The 17,255-nt window shown below is 40.5% G+C and carries 19 protein-coding genes and 1 pseudogene; all 20 read left to right on the forward strand.

Annotated features, from left to right (window positions below):
* Positions 1 to 2 precede the first annotated feature (2 nt).
* The 20 genes and pseudogenes from KHM83_RS10315 (at position 3) to KHM83_RS10415 (ending at position 17,248) form a co-directional block, all read left to right on the forward strand.
* A complete protein-coding gene (locus KHM83_RS10315) occupies positions 3 to 212 on the forward strand; it encodes a hypothetical protein (RefSeq protein ID WP_213236936.1) in 210 nt (69 codons plus the stop codon).
* Between the two features lie 39 nt (positions 213 to 251).
* Positions 252 to 1,025: a Flp pilus assembly protein CpaB gene (cpaB, locus tag KHM83_RS10320; RefSeq protein ID WP_213236937.1), complete on the forward strand. Its 774-nt coding sequence runs from the start codon at positions 252 to 254 to the stop codon at positions 1,023 to 1,025.
* A 2-nt stretch (positions 1,026 to 1,027) separates the two neighbouring features.
* A complete protein-coding gene (locus KHM83_RS10325) occupies positions 1,028 to 1,840 on the forward strand; it encodes an AAA family ATPase (protein ID WP_213236938.1) in 813 nt (270 codons plus the stop codon).
* Between the two features lie 53 nt (positions 1,841 to 1,893).
* Positions 1,894 to 3,291 (forward strand): CpaF/VirB11 family protein, encoded by a 1,398-nt coding sequence (locus KHM83_RS10330; RefSeq protein ID WP_246543030.1) that lies wholly within the window; start codon positions 1,894 to 1,896, stop codon positions 3,289 to 3,291.
* Between the two features lie 2 nt (positions 3,292 to 3,293).
* A complete protein-coding gene (locus KHM83_RS10335; protein WP_213236939.1) occupies positions 3,294 to 4,223 on the forward strand; it encodes a type II secretion system F family protein in 930 nt (309 codons plus the stop codon).
* 6 nt (positions 4,224 to 4,229) lie between these two features.
* Positions 4,230 to 5,102, forward strand: a complete 873-nt coding sequence (locus KHM83_RS10340) for a secretion protein F (protein ID WP_213236940.1) — start codon at positions 4,230 to 4,232, stop codon at positions 5,100 to 5,102.
* Between the two features lie 15 nt (positions 5,103 to 5,117).
* A complete protein-coding gene (locus tag KHM83_RS10345) occupies positions 5,118 to 5,513 on the forward strand; it encodes a DUF4320 family protein (protein WP_213236941.1) in 396 nt (131 codons plus the stop codon).
* Complete coding sequence (locus KHM83_RS10350; protein ID WP_213236942.1) at positions 5,504 to 6,046, forward strand: hypothetical protein; 543 nt, start codon at positions 5,504 to 5,506, stop codon at positions 6,044 to 6,046. Before KHM83_RS10345 ends, KHM83_RS10350 begins: the two co-directional genes overlap by 10 nt.
* Positions 6,047 to 6,146: 100 nt before the next feature.
* Positions 6,147 to 6,704, forward strand: a complete 558-nt coding sequence (locus KHM83_RS10355) for a DUF6550 family protein (RefSeq protein WP_213236943.1) — start codon at positions 6,147 to 6,149, stop codon at positions 6,702 to 6,704.
* A gap of 63 nt (positions 6,705 to 6,767) precedes the next feature.
* Positions 6,768 to 8,510 (forward strand): hypothetical protein, encoded by a 1,743-nt coding sequence (locus KHM83_RS10360; protein ID WP_213236944.1) that lies wholly within the window; start codon positions 6,768 to 6,770, stop codon positions 8,508 to 8,510.
* Positions 8,511 to 8,538: 28 nt separating this feature from the next.
* A complete protein-coding gene (locus KHM83_RS10365) occupies positions 8,539 to 8,880 on the forward strand; it encodes a DUF3852 domain-containing protein (RefSeq protein ID WP_213236945.1) in 342 nt (113 codons plus the stop codon).
* A gap of 12 nt (positions 8,881 to 8,892) precedes the next feature.
* Complete coding sequence (locus tag KHM83_RS10370) at positions 8,893 to 9,330, forward strand: hypothetical protein (RefSeq protein WP_213236946.1); 438 nt, start codon at positions 8,893 to 8,895, stop codon at positions 9,328 to 9,330.
* Positions 9,331 to 9,398: 68 nt separating this feature from the next.
* A complete protein-coding gene (locus KHM83_RS10375; RefSeq protein ID WP_213236947.1) occupies positions 9,399 to 10,301 on the forward strand; it encodes a conjugal transfer protein TrbL family protein in 903 nt (300 codons plus the stop codon).
* Between the two features lie 54 nt (positions 10,302 to 10,355).
* Positions 10,356 to 12,006 (forward strand): annotated as a pseudogene (locus KHM83_RS10385) (DNA cytosine methyltransferase).
* Positions 12,007 to 12,264: a hypothetical protein gene (locus KHM83_RS10390; RefSeq protein ID WP_213236949.1), complete on the forward strand. Its 258-nt coding sequence runs from the start codon at positions 12,007 to 12,009 to the stop codon at positions 12,262 to 12,264.
* On the forward strand, positions 12,252 to 12,872 hold the full coding sequence (locus KHM83_RS10395) for a hypothetical protein (protein ID WP_213236950.1): 621 nt from the start codon (positions 12,252 to 12,254) through the stop codon (positions 12,870 to 12,872). The genes KHM83_RS10390 and KHM83_RS10395 overlap by 13 nt, the downstream gene beginning before the upstream one ends.
* Before the next feature lie 104 nt (positions 12,873 to 12,976).
* Complete coding sequence (locus KHM83_RS10400; RefSeq protein WP_213236951.1) at positions 12,977 to 13,774, forward strand: GIY-YIG nuclease family protein; 798 nt, start codon at positions 12,977 to 12,979, stop codon at positions 13,772 to 13,774.
* Positions 13,775 to 13,878: 104 nt separating this feature from the next.
* Entirely contained in the window at positions 13,879 to 15,699 is a 1,821-nt protein-coding gene (locus KHM83_RS10405) for a VirB4 family type IV secretion system protein (protein WP_213236952.1), read from the forward strand.
* Positions 15,699 to 16,187, forward strand: coding sequence for a hypothetical protein (locus KHM83_RS10410; protein WP_213236953.1), 489 nt, complete (start codon positions 15,699 to 15,701; stop codon positions 16,185 to 16,187). Before KHM83_RS10405 ends, KHM83_RS10410 begins: the two co-directional genes overlap by 1 nt.
* Positions 16,188 to 16,198: 11 nt before the next feature.
* Positions 16,199 to 17,248 (forward strand): amidoligase family protein, encoded by a 1,050-nt coding sequence (locus KHM83_RS10415; RefSeq protein ID WP_213236954.1) that lies wholly within the window; start codon positions 16,199 to 16,201, stop codon positions 17,246 to 17,248.
* Positions 17,249 to 17,255 lie beyond the last annotated feature (7 nt).

Below are 17,255 nucleotides of genomic sequence, written 5' to 3' on the forward strand. Positions count from 1 at the left end.
TGATGAAGCTGTTTGTAAAAGGACATAGATTTGAAACGAGTTATAATCATGAAACCTATGCATATGCAGGCAAGTGGTCAGGATCCGTGGTACTTGCTCCTGAAAATGACGAGAATGCGGAGGTTCTCATTTATACAGAAAATGAAATTAACGAACTGATTGAGACAGGCGAATTAAAGCAGATCACAGATCAGGAAATGGTGATGCGGTAACAATCTAAAGAAAAGAATCTATATAAAACGGAGGTACGTATGAATATTTTTAAAAACAGAATGGTTGTCGGGGTGTTTTGCATTGTGCTTTCACTCCTCATTTGCTTTGGCATAACGCCATTGTTCAATAAAGGCATCAGCCAAAAGACTGAGATTGTCAGAGTGACTAAAGAAATAAAGGTAGGGGCTCAAATTACAAAGGATATGGTCCAAAATATTGAAGTTGGTGGGTACAACCTCCCAACAGATGTTGTGAGATCAAAAGAAACAGTAGTTGGAAGCTATGCACTTGCTGATTTATCAATTGGGGATTACATTTTGAATGCAAAAGTTTCAAAATCACCAGCTGCTGAAAATGCTTATTTGTACAATCTAGATGGCAGTAAGCAAGCTATGTCCATTACCATTAAGAGTTTTGCAAATGGTCTTTCCGGAAAGCTTCAAAGCGGTGATATTGTATCTATCATTGCTCCAGATTATAAAAAACAGGGGGCAACTGTTATTCCGCCAGAGCTTAAATATGTGGAAGTCATTTCAGTCACAGCTTCAAGCGGGTATGATGCCAACACAGGTGAACAGAAGGTTACCGAGGACGAAAGAGAATTACCTTCAACAGTTACACTACTTGTAACACCTGAACAAGGAAATATTTTAGCTAGTCTTGATGCAGATGGAAAGACACATCTTTCACTTGTGTATCGAGGAGACCAGAAAAATATTAAGGAGTTTCTTGATACTCAGACTAAAATTTTAGATGCTCTATATCCCAAAAACAGCACTAATGCTACAACTTTAGTTGGACAGGGGGAATAAGGATGATCAATTTTAAGAAGAATTCAATCTTCTCCCGTGATGCCAAAGAAGAATCAGTAAAAGAAGAGATTCTCCACGGCGGTGTTCTAGCTGTCTGGGGAAGCCCAGGATCCGGTAAAACAACGACTGCCGTCAAACTAGCCAAGTATCTTGCAGATAAAAAGAAAAATGTCATTTTAGTACTGTGTGATATGACTGCACCGATGCTGCCTTGCATTTGTCCGCCATCAGATTTGGAATGTGAAAAGTCACTCGGAAGCATTCTGTCTGCGACACATGTGACCGAACCGTTGGTGAAATACAACATGATCACCCACAAGAAGATGGCCTACCTAACAATGATTGGTATGCTGAAAGGCGAGAATGAGTACACCTATGCTTCGTATTCAAAAGTGCAAGCGATGGAGTTTATTGAATCGCTTAGAAAAATAGCGCCATTTGTTATCATTGACTGCAGTAGCTACATTGCCAATGACATTCTATCAGCTGTTTCACTTCTTGAATGTGACAGTGTTCTCAGGCTTGCCAATTGTGATTTGAAGTCTATAAGCTATCTCTCCAGTCAGCTGTCACTCTTACAGAACAGCAACTGGGATATAGACAAGCAGTACAAAGTCGCATCCAATGTCAAATCCAATCACGGAATAGAACATATGGCAGGAGCACTTGGGAGTCTTTCTTTTAAACTGCCTTATTCAGAGGAAGTGGAAGAACAGACCTTAGCAGGAAATTTACTTGCAGACCTGACACTTAAAAACAGCAGGGAATACAGAAAAGAAATTGAAAAAATTGCAAAGGAGGTGTTCGGATGCTAGATAATCGAAATGAAAAACTGATCGAACCAATGGATAATCGAATCGAAGAACTCATGAACACCTCAAACAAATATAAGAAAAACAAGGAGCTGGGTACTGAAAATCGTACACACTCCTTATTTTTCGCCCCTGAGTCAGAAAAGAAGGATTTTCAGACTGTCCTCAAAGAAGTGCAAGAATACATCTCTAGCAACTACTCTGTTCTGATCACGGATCAGGGCTTGGAAGATGCTAAAGAGCAGATGAAACGTTACATCAGCAAGTACGTCATGGATGAAAGAATTGCAGTCAAGGGCATGGAAGGACAAGAACTGGTTGATGCCCTATATACCGAAATGGCTGAGTATGGTTTTCTCACAAAATACATCTTTGGAAAAGGCATTGAGGAGATAGATATCAACTCATGGCAGGATATCGAGGTGCAATACTCTGATGGACGAAATGAAAAATTGAAAGAGCACTTTGACTCACCGGAACACGCCATCAATGTCATTAGAAGAATGCTTCATGTCTCTGGGATGGTCCTTGATAACGCAAGCCCTGCAGTCCTTGGACATCTTTCAAAGAATATCCGAATTGCTGTCCTTAAAACGCCACTTGTGGATGAAGACGTTGGCATTGCAGCATCTATCCGAATTGTTAATCCTCAAAGCATGAGGAAAGAGGATTTTGTCAGGAGTGGTACAGCTACGGAGGAGATGCTCGACTTCCTGTCCAACCTGATTCGCTACGGCATTTCTGTTTGCGTAGCAGGAGCGACAAGCTCTGGTAAAACAACGGTCCTGGGATGGCTTCTTACAACCATCCCAAACAACAAGAGAATCTATACCATTGAAAATGGATCCCGTGAGCTAGACCTAATCCGTCAAGATGATGGGAAAGTCGTCAATTCAGTGATTCATACCATCACTCGTGACAGCGAGAATGAAAAACAAAGAGTCGACCAAATCATGCTTCTTGATATGGCACTGAGATTTAATCCGGATATTGCAGTGGTTGGTGAAATGCGTGGGGCTGAAGCAAACGCAGCTCAGGAGGCAGCTCGAACAGGTATTGCGGTACTTACAACAATTCATGCCAACTCTTGTGAAGCAACTTACCGAAGGATGGTATCCCTTTGTAAACGTGCGGTGGATATGTCAGATGACACGCTTATGGGATATGTGACAGAAGCCTATCCTATCGTTGTCTTTTGCAAACAGCTTGAAAACAAGCAGAGAAAGATGATGGAAATCATGGAATGCGAAATTCTACCGGATGGTTCCAGGAATTATCGCGTACTGTTTCAGTACATCATTACGGAGAATCGAATGGATGAGCAGGGCAAGTTTATCATTGAGGGAACACATAAACAGGAGTATAGCATTTCCGAGAGCTTGTCCAAAAGGCTCCTTGAAAATGGGATGCCCATTGAAATGATCAATCGAATGAAGCGAAGGGAAGTGACTTAAAGATGAATGTGATACTACTAATTGCCTGTATCGGAATGATCACGGGCTTTTTTATCATCTTATCGCTATCACCAATGGAATTTACAGATAGCGTTTTCAAAAATATTTTGAACAAACCGCGCAGTATCAAAGAAGAAATAAATGAAATAACCAAACGAAAGAAAGTGTCTTACTTTAGACGAGAAGTCATTGAAGTGCAGTCAATTTTGAAGCTGACCGGACGAGAAGGATGGTTTCCAATGATCTGCGCAGTGTCGTTATTTCTTTTTGCCATTGGCAGTGGAATTGCAATTGTGCTTGGCAATTTCTTTTCAGCGCCTGTTCTTGGTATCGGTTTTATGCTTCTACCGTTTTGGTATGTGAGGCTGACACAAACCCATTTTAAAAGGGATATTGCAGCTGAGCTTGAAACAGCTCTGTCGATCATCACGACAGCGTACCTAAGAAATGAAGATATTGTGACTGCGGTAGAAGAAAATATCGACTATCTGAATCCGCCAGTTCTGTCTGTATTCAAGGGATTCGTCTATCGCATTAAGATGATCAACCCAGACATTGCAGCAGGTTTGGAGGAAATGAAAGTTCAGCTTGAAAACGCTGTGTTTCGTGAATGGTGCGATGCTTTGATTGCATGCCAGATTGATAGAAACCTAAAAACCACACTAACACCCATCGTATCTAAATTATCTGATATGCGAGTGGTAAATGGCGAGCTAGAAAATATGGTCTTTGAGCCGAGAAAAGAATTTATCTCCATGCAGCTCTTAGTGGTTGGAAACATACCGCTATTATATTTTTTGAATAAGGACTGGTACAACGCTTTAATGCATACACCTCTTGGCCAGATTATTCTAGCCATCTGTTTCGCTGCAATCTTTATTTCAGCAGCATTTGTTATTAAGCTGACACAGCCCATTGAGTATAGGAGGTAGGCAGAAATGATGATATTGATTGTGCTATTTGGACTTCTTTTTGCCGTGGGTCTGTTCTTTATACTAGCTGAGGTATTTAAGCTTCCAAGACTTGCAACGGGGAAAGCCATGATCTCTGCGGTAAGTCAGAATAAGGGTAAGGCGAAAAATCTGGATGTTTTGATTGGCAGTTTATCGGTGAAACTTGCCAAACATCTTCCAATGGATGAATACAAAAAAAGCAGGATGAAAAACACTTTAAAAGCCGCCGGCATGAACCAAAGTCCAGAAGAATTTATGGCTTTCGCACTTGTTAAGGCTTTGCTCGTGGCAATTGGTGTTATCCCATGCCTTCTGGTTTTGCCGTTACTTGCTCCTGTTTTGATGTTCCTCGCGGTGATGATCTACTTCAAAGAAATTAAAAAGGCCGATGAAAAACTGTCTGCCAAAAGAGAAAAAATCGAATCAGAACTGCCAAGGTTTGTGGCTACGATTACACAAGAGCTGAAGGCAAGTAGAGATGTTCTTGGCATACTTGAGAACTTTAAGAAAAATGCTGGGGAGGAGTTTGGAAATGAACTGGACGTTTTAACTGCGGATATGAGATCTAGTAGTTATGAAGCGGCCCTTACAAGATTTGAGGCAAGAATCAACTCGCCTATGCTATCGGATATCACAAGAGGTTTAATTGGTGTTCTTAGGGGTGACGAAGGGGGCGTATATTTTCAGATGCTTGCCCATGATATGAAACAACTGGAACTTCAAAGATTGAAAGCACAGGCAATGAAGATACCACCCAAAATTCGAGTGTTCAGTTTCATCATGCTCATGTGTTTCCTCATGACCTACATGGCAATTATTGTGTATGAAATTTTACGTTCCCTTGGCGGAATGTTTTAGGGGAGGTGGTGAAGTGTGAGGCATTTATTAAAAAGCAACCGTGGTGAAGGATACATTGATGTGGTTGTGCTTGTACTTTGTGCAATGCTCGTGATTGCGCTTGCTGTGAAGGTGTTTCCTGCCTACATCATCAAACAGCAGGTGGACACCTTTGCTGTTGAGCTAATGAGAGAAGCAGAAATTGCTGGAAGAGTGGGAACAGAAACTACACAGAGAGAACTGATTTTAAGAGAAAAAACTGGAATTATCCCAACGATTGTATGGTCAAAATCGGGTCAGATTCAGCTCAACGAAGAAATATCAGTGACAGTGACTTATCCGATTAACATAGGACTGTTTGGCGGTTTTGGCTCCTTCCCGATTACCCTCAGAGCTGATGCTGCAGGAAAGGGGGAGGTCTATTGGAAGTAAAAAAAATACTGTCAAACAACAGAGGTAGTGGTTTTCCACTAGCAGTTGCCATCACGCTGTGCTTGGTCATGATTTTCACTGGAATATCTGAATATTTTAGGCTCATGATAGTTGCACAGGGTGTTCGTGATGCACTTCAGTCAGCTGTCATTTCAACAGTCAGTGACAATTATGATGATGTTTATCATGGTGTTCGTGAAGGGTACTCAGGTGGGTATCAACCTATTGATACAGATTTTGAAGAGTCCTTCGACTATGGTGATGTTTATGATCGTTTAGATGGCATTCTTGGTCTGAAGCAACTTGGCTATGAGCACATTAAAACAACCGGTGAAGGTAAAACAGAGTTTAAAATATGGGATTTGAATGTTGATATCCAAAATGCACCACTGGCTAGCGGCGATATTAAACAGCAAAGGTTTAAGGTGGATAGTTCCATTATGCTTGAAGTACCTGTATCATTTGGTGGAAAACTTCTGCCACCCATGATAATTAAGGTCAAAAACAGCGCTGGTTACACCCCGAAATTTTAGATTCTAAGAACTTGTAAAATTATAGTAGACTATTCAAAAGGCTTGTGCTAGGGTGAGGTTTAAGAAGGACAATACTTTAAAAATTAAGGAGGCATTTCTCATGAAAAATATTAATGATAAAACGAAGAAAAGAGTAGTACTGGCTTGCGGTCTTGTGATCAGCGTGGCACTTATTGTGATGATCGGGGCTAGATTTACGAAAGCACCAGTGACCGAGGCAATCAATAATACTCAGAACACTGAAATAAGCAAGGTTGTCGTAGAAAACCCAAATGGTGCAGAAACAAATAAAAATGACGAGGTCAAGGTCGAGCCAATCGAAGTGCCAAAAGAAACTCAAGTGGATAGTGGTGCAGACGATACAGGAACAGACCAAAAAATTCAAGGTGATGTTCCCGATAAACCAACTTATACTGAAGAACAACTGACTGATCCGACACAAAAGCCTGACGGTGAAAAAGTAGATCCACAAAAATCAGAAGATAAGAATCCTACAACGACTACAACACCAAAGCCAAATAAACCGGTAACGACTACGGAACAGAAACCTTCTGGTGGGCTACCCGGATTTGATAGTGTGCCAGATGGCGGAGCGAATCAAGTGATTAACGGAGAAAGCGATGGAGATATCAACAAAGAAGTTGGATCGATGAATTAAGAATAGTAGCAAATGAGGGCACTGCATATAGCGGTGCTTTTTCTTTTGCAGAAAGGAGCACAAATGAAAAAAATAGCTAGAAGCGTTTTGATGATTCTGATGATATTCAGTCTATTGGTACCAATGAATGCATTTGCTGATGGGGACGGAAACATCGATACCGGTGGTGGGGATATGGGTTCGGGAACCAGTACCAATGTATGGAATCCCGGGAATGAAGGCGTTAGAGTTACTGTTGTTAGAAGTAGTGATCATGCAGTAGTAACGACACCGATTGATATTACAAACAAGCAGCCCAGTGCGTCCATTTATCACTTTGGTAAAGTGAGTAAAGTCCAATACAGTAGCGGTAGAGCACTATCACCAGTAAAAGGTGGATATGCTAGTGTGAAACCATCTCAGAGCATGCCTAAGATAATCAGTACGAGCGGGAAAAATAACATAACAGCTATTAAAAAATACTTCTGTTCGGAGTATCTGGTCAAGTTGATTGCCAATCAGACCGGTATGAACTATGACGTTTTAGTCAGTGGCGATTACAAATTACTACTTGAACCAATGGCATATTATAAATTTGAAGGGGTTATGATTGCAACTACAGCGACTGAAGCTGCAATGTATGATGAGAAAGTAAATGGCTTGCTAAGAAAAAGAATGGTTTCATTAACTCATAAAAACTTGCCACTAGCCATGTTCTTAGAAGTTGCGGATTTAGGATATCCTGCGTGGAGTGGTAGCACGACAACACCAGCTACAAATGCAAATATTAAATCCTCATTAGGACTTGGTATAGTCAGGTATAAGGATGAACCAACCGAAGCACCAGTAGTAAGTGCTAATGATTATGAATACCGAGTCAACACGGATGTCATCACAGCGGTTACGGTTAGTGGTGGTCAATCGGATCCAGATCACCCAACGCGGGTCAGTTTTAGCATTGAAGGAACTACCTATAACGTTGGAAATGTATTTTATCCGAGTGGTGATTCACAATTGGCATGGGTCAAATGGAGGACGCCTTCGGAACCAAAAAACATGACCATACAAGTAACTGTAAGTGGTCCCGGAAATACTTCGAAATCAACGATTCATGTTAAAATCATTGACCTTGATAAGAATCCGCCACCAAATCCTGTAGCAGATGATAGGAACGATGAGTTCACATTTTCATCAGTACCTGCAAGACAAGAAATGACAAGGGCAGATTGGAGTATTTGGCGACCTTGGTGGTTTGCATACTGGGTCGATGAAGGTCATTGGGAGAGAGACTCATGGACGGATAGCGAGGGAAACTCACACTCGAGTAGTTACTGGGTATCAAATTGGGTTGATCGAGGATGGTGGGAATTTAACCTTGATCAATATTATGCTACTTTTTCATCGACCATGAGTATCAGATGCGACAGTAAAAACCCAACAGCAAATGGCAGAACGATGAAAAGTGGATACGGAATCAATGAATCTGTAACTGCATCAATCACCAGTAACCAGAGTACTGCAGTCACACATCCTCAAAATGCAGTGGCTTATTTTCCTGAGTTTCAGTACAAAACTTACTGGAGGCTACTTGAAAAAATTCAAAGTGGATCAACGGCTAGATTTGAGTATAAGAGGAATCCATATAGCACTTACAGTAACCGAACACACTTCACACCTATATGGATGCCTGATGGAAACTACACAGTGAATACTTGGGTCATCGATGCATGGACTCCTGTTGGGATGTTATCCATGAACCTATCGGACTCATTAACAATCAGGGGCAACCTTTGGAATGACTGGCACATTGCACCGCTAAAACCTTAGATCAAAAAAAGAGAGGTGGAAAATCTAAATGAAAAAAAATAAAAAAATAGCAGTGATTATCTGCATGGTATTGCTGCTGACATTAATGTTTAGTACCACAGCCTTTGCAGGTGGTACTGGAGATGTTGCAGGAGCAATTGAGAGCACTTGGACTGATGCATCTGGGCAAATCAAAACCGTTGTGAACAAGGTAGTCTTTCCGGCAATCGACCTTATTCTAGCGGTTTTTTTCTTTGCTAAACTTGGGATGGCATACTTTGACTATCGGAAACACGGACAATTTGAATGGGCAGCGCCGGCCATTTTGTTTGCGTGTCTTGTTTTCACATTAACTGCCCCAACATATATTTGGAAAATACTCGGGATATAGGAGGCCTTGTCTATGAACTTTTTTGAACAGGAACTAAGAAAATTTTTCGCAAAAGATCACGCATTCAATGATGTCAAATTCATCGGAAAAGCCTGCTATGGTACTTTGGGTGAGAAGACTAGAATGAAACTTGAATTTGTAACGCTTGGAACTCATCAGAAATATGAAGGGATCAAGGCGACAGTCATTGATAAAAATGATGGCGTCATTGACACACTCACTTTGAAATTTTCAGATGCTTGGGGGAAGAAAAAGCTTAATAACCCCAATTTTAGAGATGGCATAGAACCATACATCTGGATTTATAACGAAAAAGCGGAGTGGTATGCTTACCAGCCGACTAATGCAGATTACAAAGTAATGGCTGAATCGGTGAGTGACTATGCTGAGCTATTCAAAGAGCAGACACAAGAGATGAGAAACAGTTATTCCCTAAATCAACAAATGTAATGAAGAGAGGCATGTCGTGACAAAAACGGCATGCCTTTTCACTTTGATGGAAAGGAGGTAGCTGTCAAATGTTTATATGGGATTTTGTAATGGGTGATGTCATGGACCAGATTATTGACTGGTTTTATGGTCATCTTGTAGGTTTTCTGGGAGATTTCTTTGCCCAGATGGGCAACATGGGTGTTGAGCTTTTTGATATGACATGGGTGCAAAGCATTGTGCTTTTTTTCACTTATCTTGCTTGGATGCTGTATGTGGTGGGGTTAGTTGTGTCTTGCTTTGAAACAGGAATTGAGTATCAATCAGGAAGAGGAAGTGTCAAAGATGCTGCGCTTAATGCTATTAAAGGATTCATGGCAGTGAGTCTTTTCACAACTGTACCAATCGAACTCTATAAGTTATCAGTAACTCTACAAAGCAGTTTAACCGCAGGCATTACGGGTCACAATAGCGGTGTTGGTGAACTTGCAAATGCAATCATTGGAGAACTGGGAAACATCAGTGACGTTTCAAGCGTAGGCAGTTCAGGTGTGTTCGGTGGACTTTCTACGATAACGAGTCCTATTATGGCACTTTTTATTATTATCCTCATGGGATATGCAGTCGTGAAAGTGTTCTTTGCAAACCTTAAAAGAGGTGGAATCCTGCTCATACAGATAGCCGTAGGAAGTCTTTATATGTTCTCGGTTCCAAGAGGATACATTGATGGATTTATTCAGTGGATAAAGCAAATCATTGGTCTTTGCCTCACGACTTTTTTGCAGGCAACAATACTGACTGCAGGCCTAATGGTGGTAAAAGATAACGCTCTCCTCGGTCTTGGACTCATGTTATCAGCAGGAGAAGTACCAAGAATCGCGGGTGCCTTTGGTCTAGATACATCAACAAAAGCAAATGTGATGAGCGCGGTTTACACCGCTCAAGCAGCCGTTAATACAACTAGAACGATTGCACAGGCTATACCAAAATAGATTAATTGGGAGGATTATAAAAATGTTACGACTGGCGCAAAGGGAGGCGTTGCCATGATTACTATGGGAAGCCTCTTTGATGGAATAGGAGGTTTTCCACTTGCAGCAGTCCACAATGGTATTGTTCCATTGTGGGCAAGTGAAATTGAGAGTTTTCCAATTGAGGTCACAAAAATAAGATTTCCTGAAATGCTTCACGTAGGGGATATTACAAAACTTAGTGGAAATACCCTTCCTGTTGTGGACATTATTTGTGGAGGATCTCCTTGTCAGGATTTATCTGTTGCAGGACAAAGAGCTGGACTTGCCGGTGAGCGATCAGGGCTTTTCATGGAACAGATAAGGATAACGAAAGAAATGAGGATTGAAGATGGAAAACGAGGCAAAACAAATGACCTTGTGCGACCTCGATTCTTCGTTTGGGAAAACGTCCCTGGAGCATTTTCATCAGCAGAAGGAGAAGATTTCAAAGCAGTTCTTGAGGAAACCGCAAGAATTGCTGACAACAACATACTTATACCTCGACCTCCGGGAGGGGTATGGAAATCTGCTGGGTGCATTTTGGGAAGTCAATTCTCCGTTGCTTGGAGAGTTCTCGATGCTCAACACTGGGGTGTCGCCCAACGACGCAAAAGAATCTTTCTTGTCGCAGATTTTGGAGGATACACCGCTCCCAAAATATTATTTGAGCAAGACCGCTTGCTTAGGAATACTTAGAAGGTCGAAAGCTAGAGATAAAGAACTACCATTTCAACTTAAAAAGGCTCTCGAAATTCAGGCAGGTATCGCTAATTTGGATCAAGATTTATCGAACAATTTGGCAACAGAACTGAGATCATATCACATCAATCAACGAAACGAGGGCATCGATCTAAATGGAATATCAGGTGCGTTAATGGCAACTCAAAATATGCAGATGCAGACCTTTATTACAGAACCTATGATTTGCCTTAACGACCAAGGTGGTAATCGGATGGATATCACTGAGAATATTACATCCACTTTGAGAGCTTGCATGGGAGGACATCTGCCAATAGTGACTCAGCGTTACAAAGAGGGTGTTGAATTAGAAAAGGAAGAAAATGAACAAGCGCTTCTATTCGATAATCATGCGAAGGACTGTAGATACACTGGCCCACTAAATGTAGCACCAACTATTGCAGCAACATACGGGACAGGTGGTAATAATGTTCCTTTGGTTTCAAAACACATGAATGACGAAAGTTATTGTATCGCAAGTAACATCATCAATCGGCAAGATAAGAATGGTGGAAATGGTTGTGGCTTTCAAGAAAATATAAGCTATACCTTGACTACAGCAGACATCCATGCTGTATGTTCAATCCCGAAAGCCTACCAGAATATCGTTGGAGCTTTGTGTGTAGGTGATGAAAAAGGAATTGGAAATCAATATGTGAGTCAAGATAAATGCATAATAGACTATCAAGAGATGACATCTGAGAAAAAAGAGGATACTGAAATTGATAAAAGACTATCCTCAATTAATCTTGTTCGGAGATTAACCCCACTAGAATGTGAAAGACTTCAAGGCTTTCCAGATGGGTGGACAGATATACCAAAAGCATCAGATAGTCCGAGATATAAAGCTCTCGGAAATAGTGTAGCAGTTCCATGTGTAGATTTTATTATGCATGGAATTGCTTGTTTTTTGAGAAAAATCAGACAAGAAGAGGAGGAGCGATAGATGTACATGTACCCTGACAATCTGAAAGCTAAAGCCACACTTTGGCTTTGGGAACTAAAAGATATTGGCATTATTGGAGTAGGACTTCTGATTTCTGTATTTGCACTTTCACAGACTGGAATCTTGGTCCCTATAGTAATAACAGCAGTTTATGCCTTTTTAGCAATCCGATTTGAGGACACGAGTATTTTGGATTTTATCCGTTATGCCTGTGCTTTTTTTATTTTAAAACCGCAAATGTATGAATGGAGGTTGTAGATTTGAAAAATAATCGTCAGAAAGAAAAACAAAAGCAGTCCACAAGGGAGCTTATAGGGATCAATGAAATCACGGACTATAGCATTAAAACGGCATATGGGGAACTAGTCTATTTCATCATTCATCCAACAAACATTTCTGTTTTATCTGAATCAACAGTCAGTGCAAGGATCTATGCCCTCATGACTGTGCTTAAAGGAATTGCTGAGATCGAAATGCTTTGTCTAAACTCGAAAGAGAACTTTGATGAAAACAAGCAATACCTGAAAAAAAGAATGGAAGAAGAATCAAATCCAGTGATTAGAAAACTACTTCAAATGGACAGTACCAATCTCGACCGAATGCAGGTTCAAATGGCTACTGCTCGAGAGTTTCTAATCATTATTAGATTAAACAGAGGCGATGAGAACAGTCAGAAAGATAAAACTTCAGATGTGTTTCCTTATCTATCAAGAATTGAAAAAAGCCTTAAGGATCAAGGCTTTACTGCTAGACGAGCAGATAATGCTGACATAAAGCGATTACTCGGAGTCTACTACGAGCAGAATGTAACGACAGAGAAGTTTGAGGATTATGATGGCGAAAGGTGGGTGATTATTGGTGATTAATGAATCGATTCCAAATCCTTTTGCAAAATATACCAAGGTGGTATAATCAATGCATTAGTATGTACAAATGATTCGTTGATTAAACTATTTTGAGGTGAGTTGAAATGAAGAAATTGCTGAGCTATGATTTCGAATATATCCAAGATATTAATCCAATTTTAGATGAATCGGGTAAGATTCAAGAGTATTCTCCGCAAGAAAATTACAGTAAAAAGGATTCTTTTGAGTTGAATAAACATGGTTCAGGTACATTTTGTAAATTTTCAATACATTCGAAATGGTCGGGAGTAGCAGGGGTATATGCGTTTTTTATCGATGACATACTTGTCTACATTGGTCAAGCAGCGGATTTTGCTCAAAGATTCAATATGGGGTACGGGAATATTTCACCCAAAAATTGTTTTATTGGGGGCCAATCTACTAACTGTAAGATAAACAAAATGGTACTCGACTCTATTAAATCGGGGCATACAGTCTCTGTGTATTTTCATAGAACTCATGATTATAATAAAGCTGAGAGGGAACTCATTAAATACTATAAACCTCAGTATAATACAGCGCTTAATAATGATTTGGATACAGCGCAAATAAATACTATTAGGAATCAGACGACATCTTCAAAACAAGCTGAAGTGGTTGAGATTAAAAATAAGTCGGTGAACCCATCTGTCTCGAAAGTGAGGGAATTCATTCAAAAAGAAATCGAAATTGCAAAAGCACAAGGAAAAAAAGATCTCGTAATTCGTTCGGGAGATATTCATCAGACGTTAAAGATGGCAAATGCAATGCCAACAGTGTGTTCCGCAATGAGGACGTTAGATGGAGAATATAAGTATGAGGTAATAGAAGAACCACCAAAGGGTAATGGATCAAGATTAGTTTTTAAGTATATTTTTAATTGAATGCTATCAATTACCAAACCGAACTAATTTAAATACAATATATTAGGCAGCTTTGAAGAATTTTCTTTGAAGTTGTTTTTTTATTGCAAAGAAAGGGTGAGTGAATGAAAAAGATAAAAACCAATGATATGACGGGAAGTGAAGTAAAATCATTTGTCGATATGATTGCTCCATCAGTCATCAAGTTCAACGTGGACCATTTTATTTGTGGCAACACGTTCCGCTGTGTTTGGGCACTTCGAGAGTATCCGACAAGCACCAATGAGCAAGCAATTCTAGGACACTTGGGAGAAAAAGATGGTGTTACACTGCGTATCTATACAAGACAGGTGACAGCAACTGAAGAAAAGAAAATTATTCATAATGCAGCTAATAAGAACCGCATGCATTCCACAAGCACGAATGACCTTCAGCAGACCGTCACCGCAGAAAGTAACCTTCAAGATGTGGTTACCTTGGTATCTACCATGCACCGAAATAGAGAACCATTACTTCACTGTGCTGTTTATATTGAACTTACTGCTAGTGATATGGATGGCTTAAAGCTCTTGCAGACGGATGTTCTGACTGAGCTTGTAAGGAGCAAATTGAATGTGGATCGGTTGATGCTTAGACAGCAGCAGGGTTTTATGTGTGTTGGGCCAACGGGTAGAAATGTGTTCGGCAGTCAGTATGAAAGGGTGCTTCCGGCATCATCAGTCGCCAATCTATATCCCTTCAACTATTCGGGGAAGACCGATAGCAATGGCTTTTATTTAGGCAGAGACAAATATGGATCCAATGTCATTGTAGATTTTGACAAGAGAGATGATGACAAAACCAATCCGTGTATCCTCATCTTGGGGAACTCCGGGCAGGGCAAGAGCTATCTTTTGAAACTCATTTTGTGCAACATACTGGAATCTGGCAAGAATGTCATCTGCCTTGATCCTGAGCATGAGTATGTGGAGCTCGCTGATAACATCGGTGGATGCTTTGTAGATTTGATGTCTGGTGAGTACATGATCAATCCGCTTGAACCCAAAACATGGGATGAGGGTGGATCGCCACAAGATAAGGATGCACCCATTGCTTTTAGACAGGCAACAAAACTCAGTCAGCATATTTCATTCTTAAAAGACTTCTTTAGATGCTATAAGGATTTTGATGATAAGCATATTGATGTCATTGAAATTATGCTTGGCAAGCTATATATCAAGTGGAATATCAGTGACAATACCAATTTTAAAAGCTTAAGTTCCAATGACTATCCGATCCTTTCAGACCTTTACCAATTGATAGAAGAGGAATATCAAAACTATGACAAAGGCAAATTTCAACTTTATACGACAGAACTGCTTCAAGAAATACTTCTTGGGCTCCACTCCATGTGTCAGGGTGCTGAAAGTAAATTCTTTAATGGACACACCAACATCTCATCGAATCGCTTCATAGTGTTTGGTGTAAAAGGCCTGCTTCAAGCGAGTAAAAATGTCAAAAACGCTTTGCTTTTCAATATACTTTCCTTCATGAGCGACAAGCTTCTGACGGAAGGCAATACAACTGCAGGTATTGATGAACTCTATCTGTTCTTAACCAATCTCACTGCAATTGAATATATCCGAAACTTTATGAAACGTGTGCGTAAGAAAGAATCATCGGTTATTCTAAGTTCTCAAAACCTTGAAGATTTCAATATCGAGGGGATCAGAGAACTGACAAAACCGCTGTTCTCCATTCCAACGCATGCGTTTTTATTTAATGCTGGCAATATCGACAAGCAGTTTTACATGGACACCTTGCAATTAGAAGAGTCAGAATACAACCTCATTAAGTTCCCTCAACGTGGCGTCTGCTTATATAAGTGTGGGAACGAACGATACAACCTTGCCGTACATGCACCGGCATATAAAGAAAAGCTGTTTGGAAAGGCAGGTGGAAGATAATGAATACCCAGAGAAATCTAGCGGAACTTAAAAAGAAGAAGGACGAGATCATTGCTGACATGAAGGCTTGCATTACCTATGCACCAGATCAAGTAAATGATCTGCTATGCCTAATGGAGCGATATATAAAAGCAGAGACAGAAGAAAGGCAAAGACTTATTGGCCAGATTAGAAGATGCATGGATGGAGAAATCTATGATAATCCTTTTGAGGCCTATTATTGTTATTCAATCGATGACATTGAAAGATTCGACCAGATCCTGAGCAGTTTTATCAATCAAAGTAAGGGCCTTGGCTATAGACAATTGGAGCTTGAAACTGAGGTGCAGCAGGTAGTAAAACAACTTAATCATTTGAATGCCAGTTGCCGTGACGAGTTAATTGATCCTTACAGAAGAGAAAAGCTAATAAATCTGTTTGAAGAAGTCGGAAAGCTTCGAAACATTGATGGCATCAAAGGAACTATCAATAATCAGCGAACATGGTAAGGTGGTGAACCATGGACCTACGAGATCAGAAATTTGGAATTGAAATTGAAATGACGGGCATTACAAGACAAAGAGCTGCCGAGGTGCTTTCAGAATATCTTGGCGGATATACGGATTATGAGGGAGGTGGGTACGGCACTTATACTGTTGCAGATAATGAAAATCGAAAGTGGAAACTGGTCAGCGATGCCAGCATTCAGTGCCAGAAAAAAGTGGGGAATCGCAAGCAGATTGCCGACCGAGATTACAGTGTTGAACTGGTAAGCCCGATTTGTAGGTATGAGGACATTGAAAAGATTCAGGAGATGATTCGAGTGCTTAGAGAGGCAGGGGCTTTCAGTAATAGATCCTGTGGCATTCATATTCACATCAATGCAGCACCCTTTGAAGCTTATCAGCTCAGGAATTTGGTGAACATTATTGCTTCAAAAGAAGATATGGTCTACCGAGCTTTACAGGTGGATTCGCAGAGAGAACGGCGCTATTGCAAGAAAATAGATCCAGAGTTTCTCGAAAGCATGAACCGCCAAAAGCCCAAAACCATAAATCAAATGCAGAACCTGTGGTACAAGGGGAACGATGGTAGCTATCAGCATTATCATGACAGTAGGTATCACTGCCTTAATCTTCATTCTGTCTTTCAAAAGGGAACGATTGAATTCAGAGCGTTTAATGGAGCTCTTCATGCAGGTAAGGCGAAAGCTTATGTTCAGTTCTGTATGGCAATTACAGCGCAAGCCTACAACCAACGCTCAGCAAGTCCTATCAAAACGGTATCAGACAATGAAAAATATACGTTCCGTGTTTGGCTACTTCGCCTTGGTCTTATCGGAGATGAATTTAAAACAGCACGAAAGCATCTGCTAGATCATCTTGAAGGGAACATCGCATGGAAGTCCCCAGAACAGGCCATTGCACAGAAAGAAAGGCTTCGAAAGAAAAAAGAGCAAGAGCTCATTGAACCTAGTGAATCAGTAATAAATCAAACGGAATATGTAGCCATTGAAGAAATTCAGCAGGAGGAAGAGTCTCCTGCTTTTTCTATGTCTATGGGAATGTAGGAGGGAA

This window comes from Fusibacter paucivorans (genome assembly GCF_018390735.1).
Lineage (GTDB): Bacteria > Bacillota > Clostridia > Peptostreptococcales > Acidaminobacteraceae > Fusibacter > Fusibacter paucivorans.

What these genes read in the sequence shown, in the direction of transcription:
- KHM83_RS10340 (WP_213236940.1), top strand. Translation starts at nt 4,230, where the DNA reads ATGATGATATTGATTGTGCTATTTGGACTTCTTTTTGCCGTGGGTCTG.
- KHM83_RS10395 (WP_213236950.1), top strand. Translation starts at nt 12,252, where the DNA reads ATGGAGGTTGTAGATTTGAAAAATAATCGTCAGAAAGAAAAACAAAAG.
- KHM83_RS10360 (WP_213236944.1), top strand. Translation starts at nt 6,768, where the DNA reads ATGAAAAAAATAGCTAGAAGCGTTTTGATGATTCTGATGATATTCAGT.
- KHM83_RS10315 (WP_213236936.1), top strand. Translation starts at nt 3, where the DNA reads ATGAAGCTGTTTGTAAAAGGACATAGATTTGAAACGAGTTATAATCAT.
- KHM83_RS10390 (WP_213236949.1), top strand. Translation starts at nt 12,007, where the DNA reads ATGTACATGTACCCTGACAATCTGAAAGCTAAAGCCACACTTTGGCTT.
- KHM83_RS10370 (WP_213236946.1), top strand. Translation starts at nt 8,893, where the DNA reads ATGAACTTTTTTGAACAGGAACTAAGAAAATTTTTCGCAAAAGATCAC.
- KHM83_RS10355 (WP_213236943.1), top strand. Translation starts at nt 6,147, where the DNA reads ATGAAAAATATTAATGATAAAACGAAGAAAAGAGTAGTACTGGCTTGC.
- KHM83_RS10400 (WP_213236951.1), top strand. Translation starts at nt 12,977, where the DNA reads ATGAAGAAATTGCTGAGCTATGATTTCGAATATATCCAAGATATTAAT.
- KHM83_RS10375 (WP_213236947.1), top strand. Translation starts at nt 9,399, where the DNA reads ATGTTTATATGGGATTTTGTAATGGGTGATGTCATGGACCAGATTATT.
- KHM83_RS10335 (WP_213236939.1), top strand. Translation starts at nt 3,294, where the DNA reads ATGAATGTGATACTACTAATTGCCTGTATCGGAATGATCACGGGCTTT.
- KHM83_RS10415 (WP_213236954.1), top strand. Translation starts at nt 16,199, where the DNA reads ATGGACCTACGAGATCAGAAATTTGGAATTGAAATTGAAATGACGGGC.
- KHM83_RS10330 (WP_246543030.1), top strand. Translation starts at nt 1,894, where the DNA reads ATGAACACCTCAAACAAATATAAGAAAAACAAGGAGCTGGGTACTGAA.
- KHM83_RS10410 (WP_213236953.1), top strand. Translation starts at nt 15,699, where the DNA reads ATGAATACCCAGAGAAATCTAGCGGAACTTAAAAAGAAGAAGGACGAG.
- cpaB (WP_213236937.1), top strand. Translation starts at nt 252, where the DNA reads ATGAATATTTTTAAAAACAGAATGGTTGTCGGGGTGTTTTGCATTGTG.
- KHM83_RS10365 (WP_213236945.1), top strand. Translation starts at nt 8,539, where the DNA reads ATGAAAAAAAATAAAAAAATAGCAGTGATTATCTGCATGGTATTGCTG.
- KHM83_RS10325 (WP_213236938.1), top strand. Translation starts at nt 1,028, where the DNA reads ATGATCAATTTTAAGAAGAATTCAATCTTCTCCCGTGATGCCAAAGAA.
- KHM83_RS10405 (WP_213236952.1), top strand. Translation starts at nt 13,879, where the DNA reads ATGAAAAAGATAAAAACCAATGATATGACGGGAAGTGAAGTAAAATCA.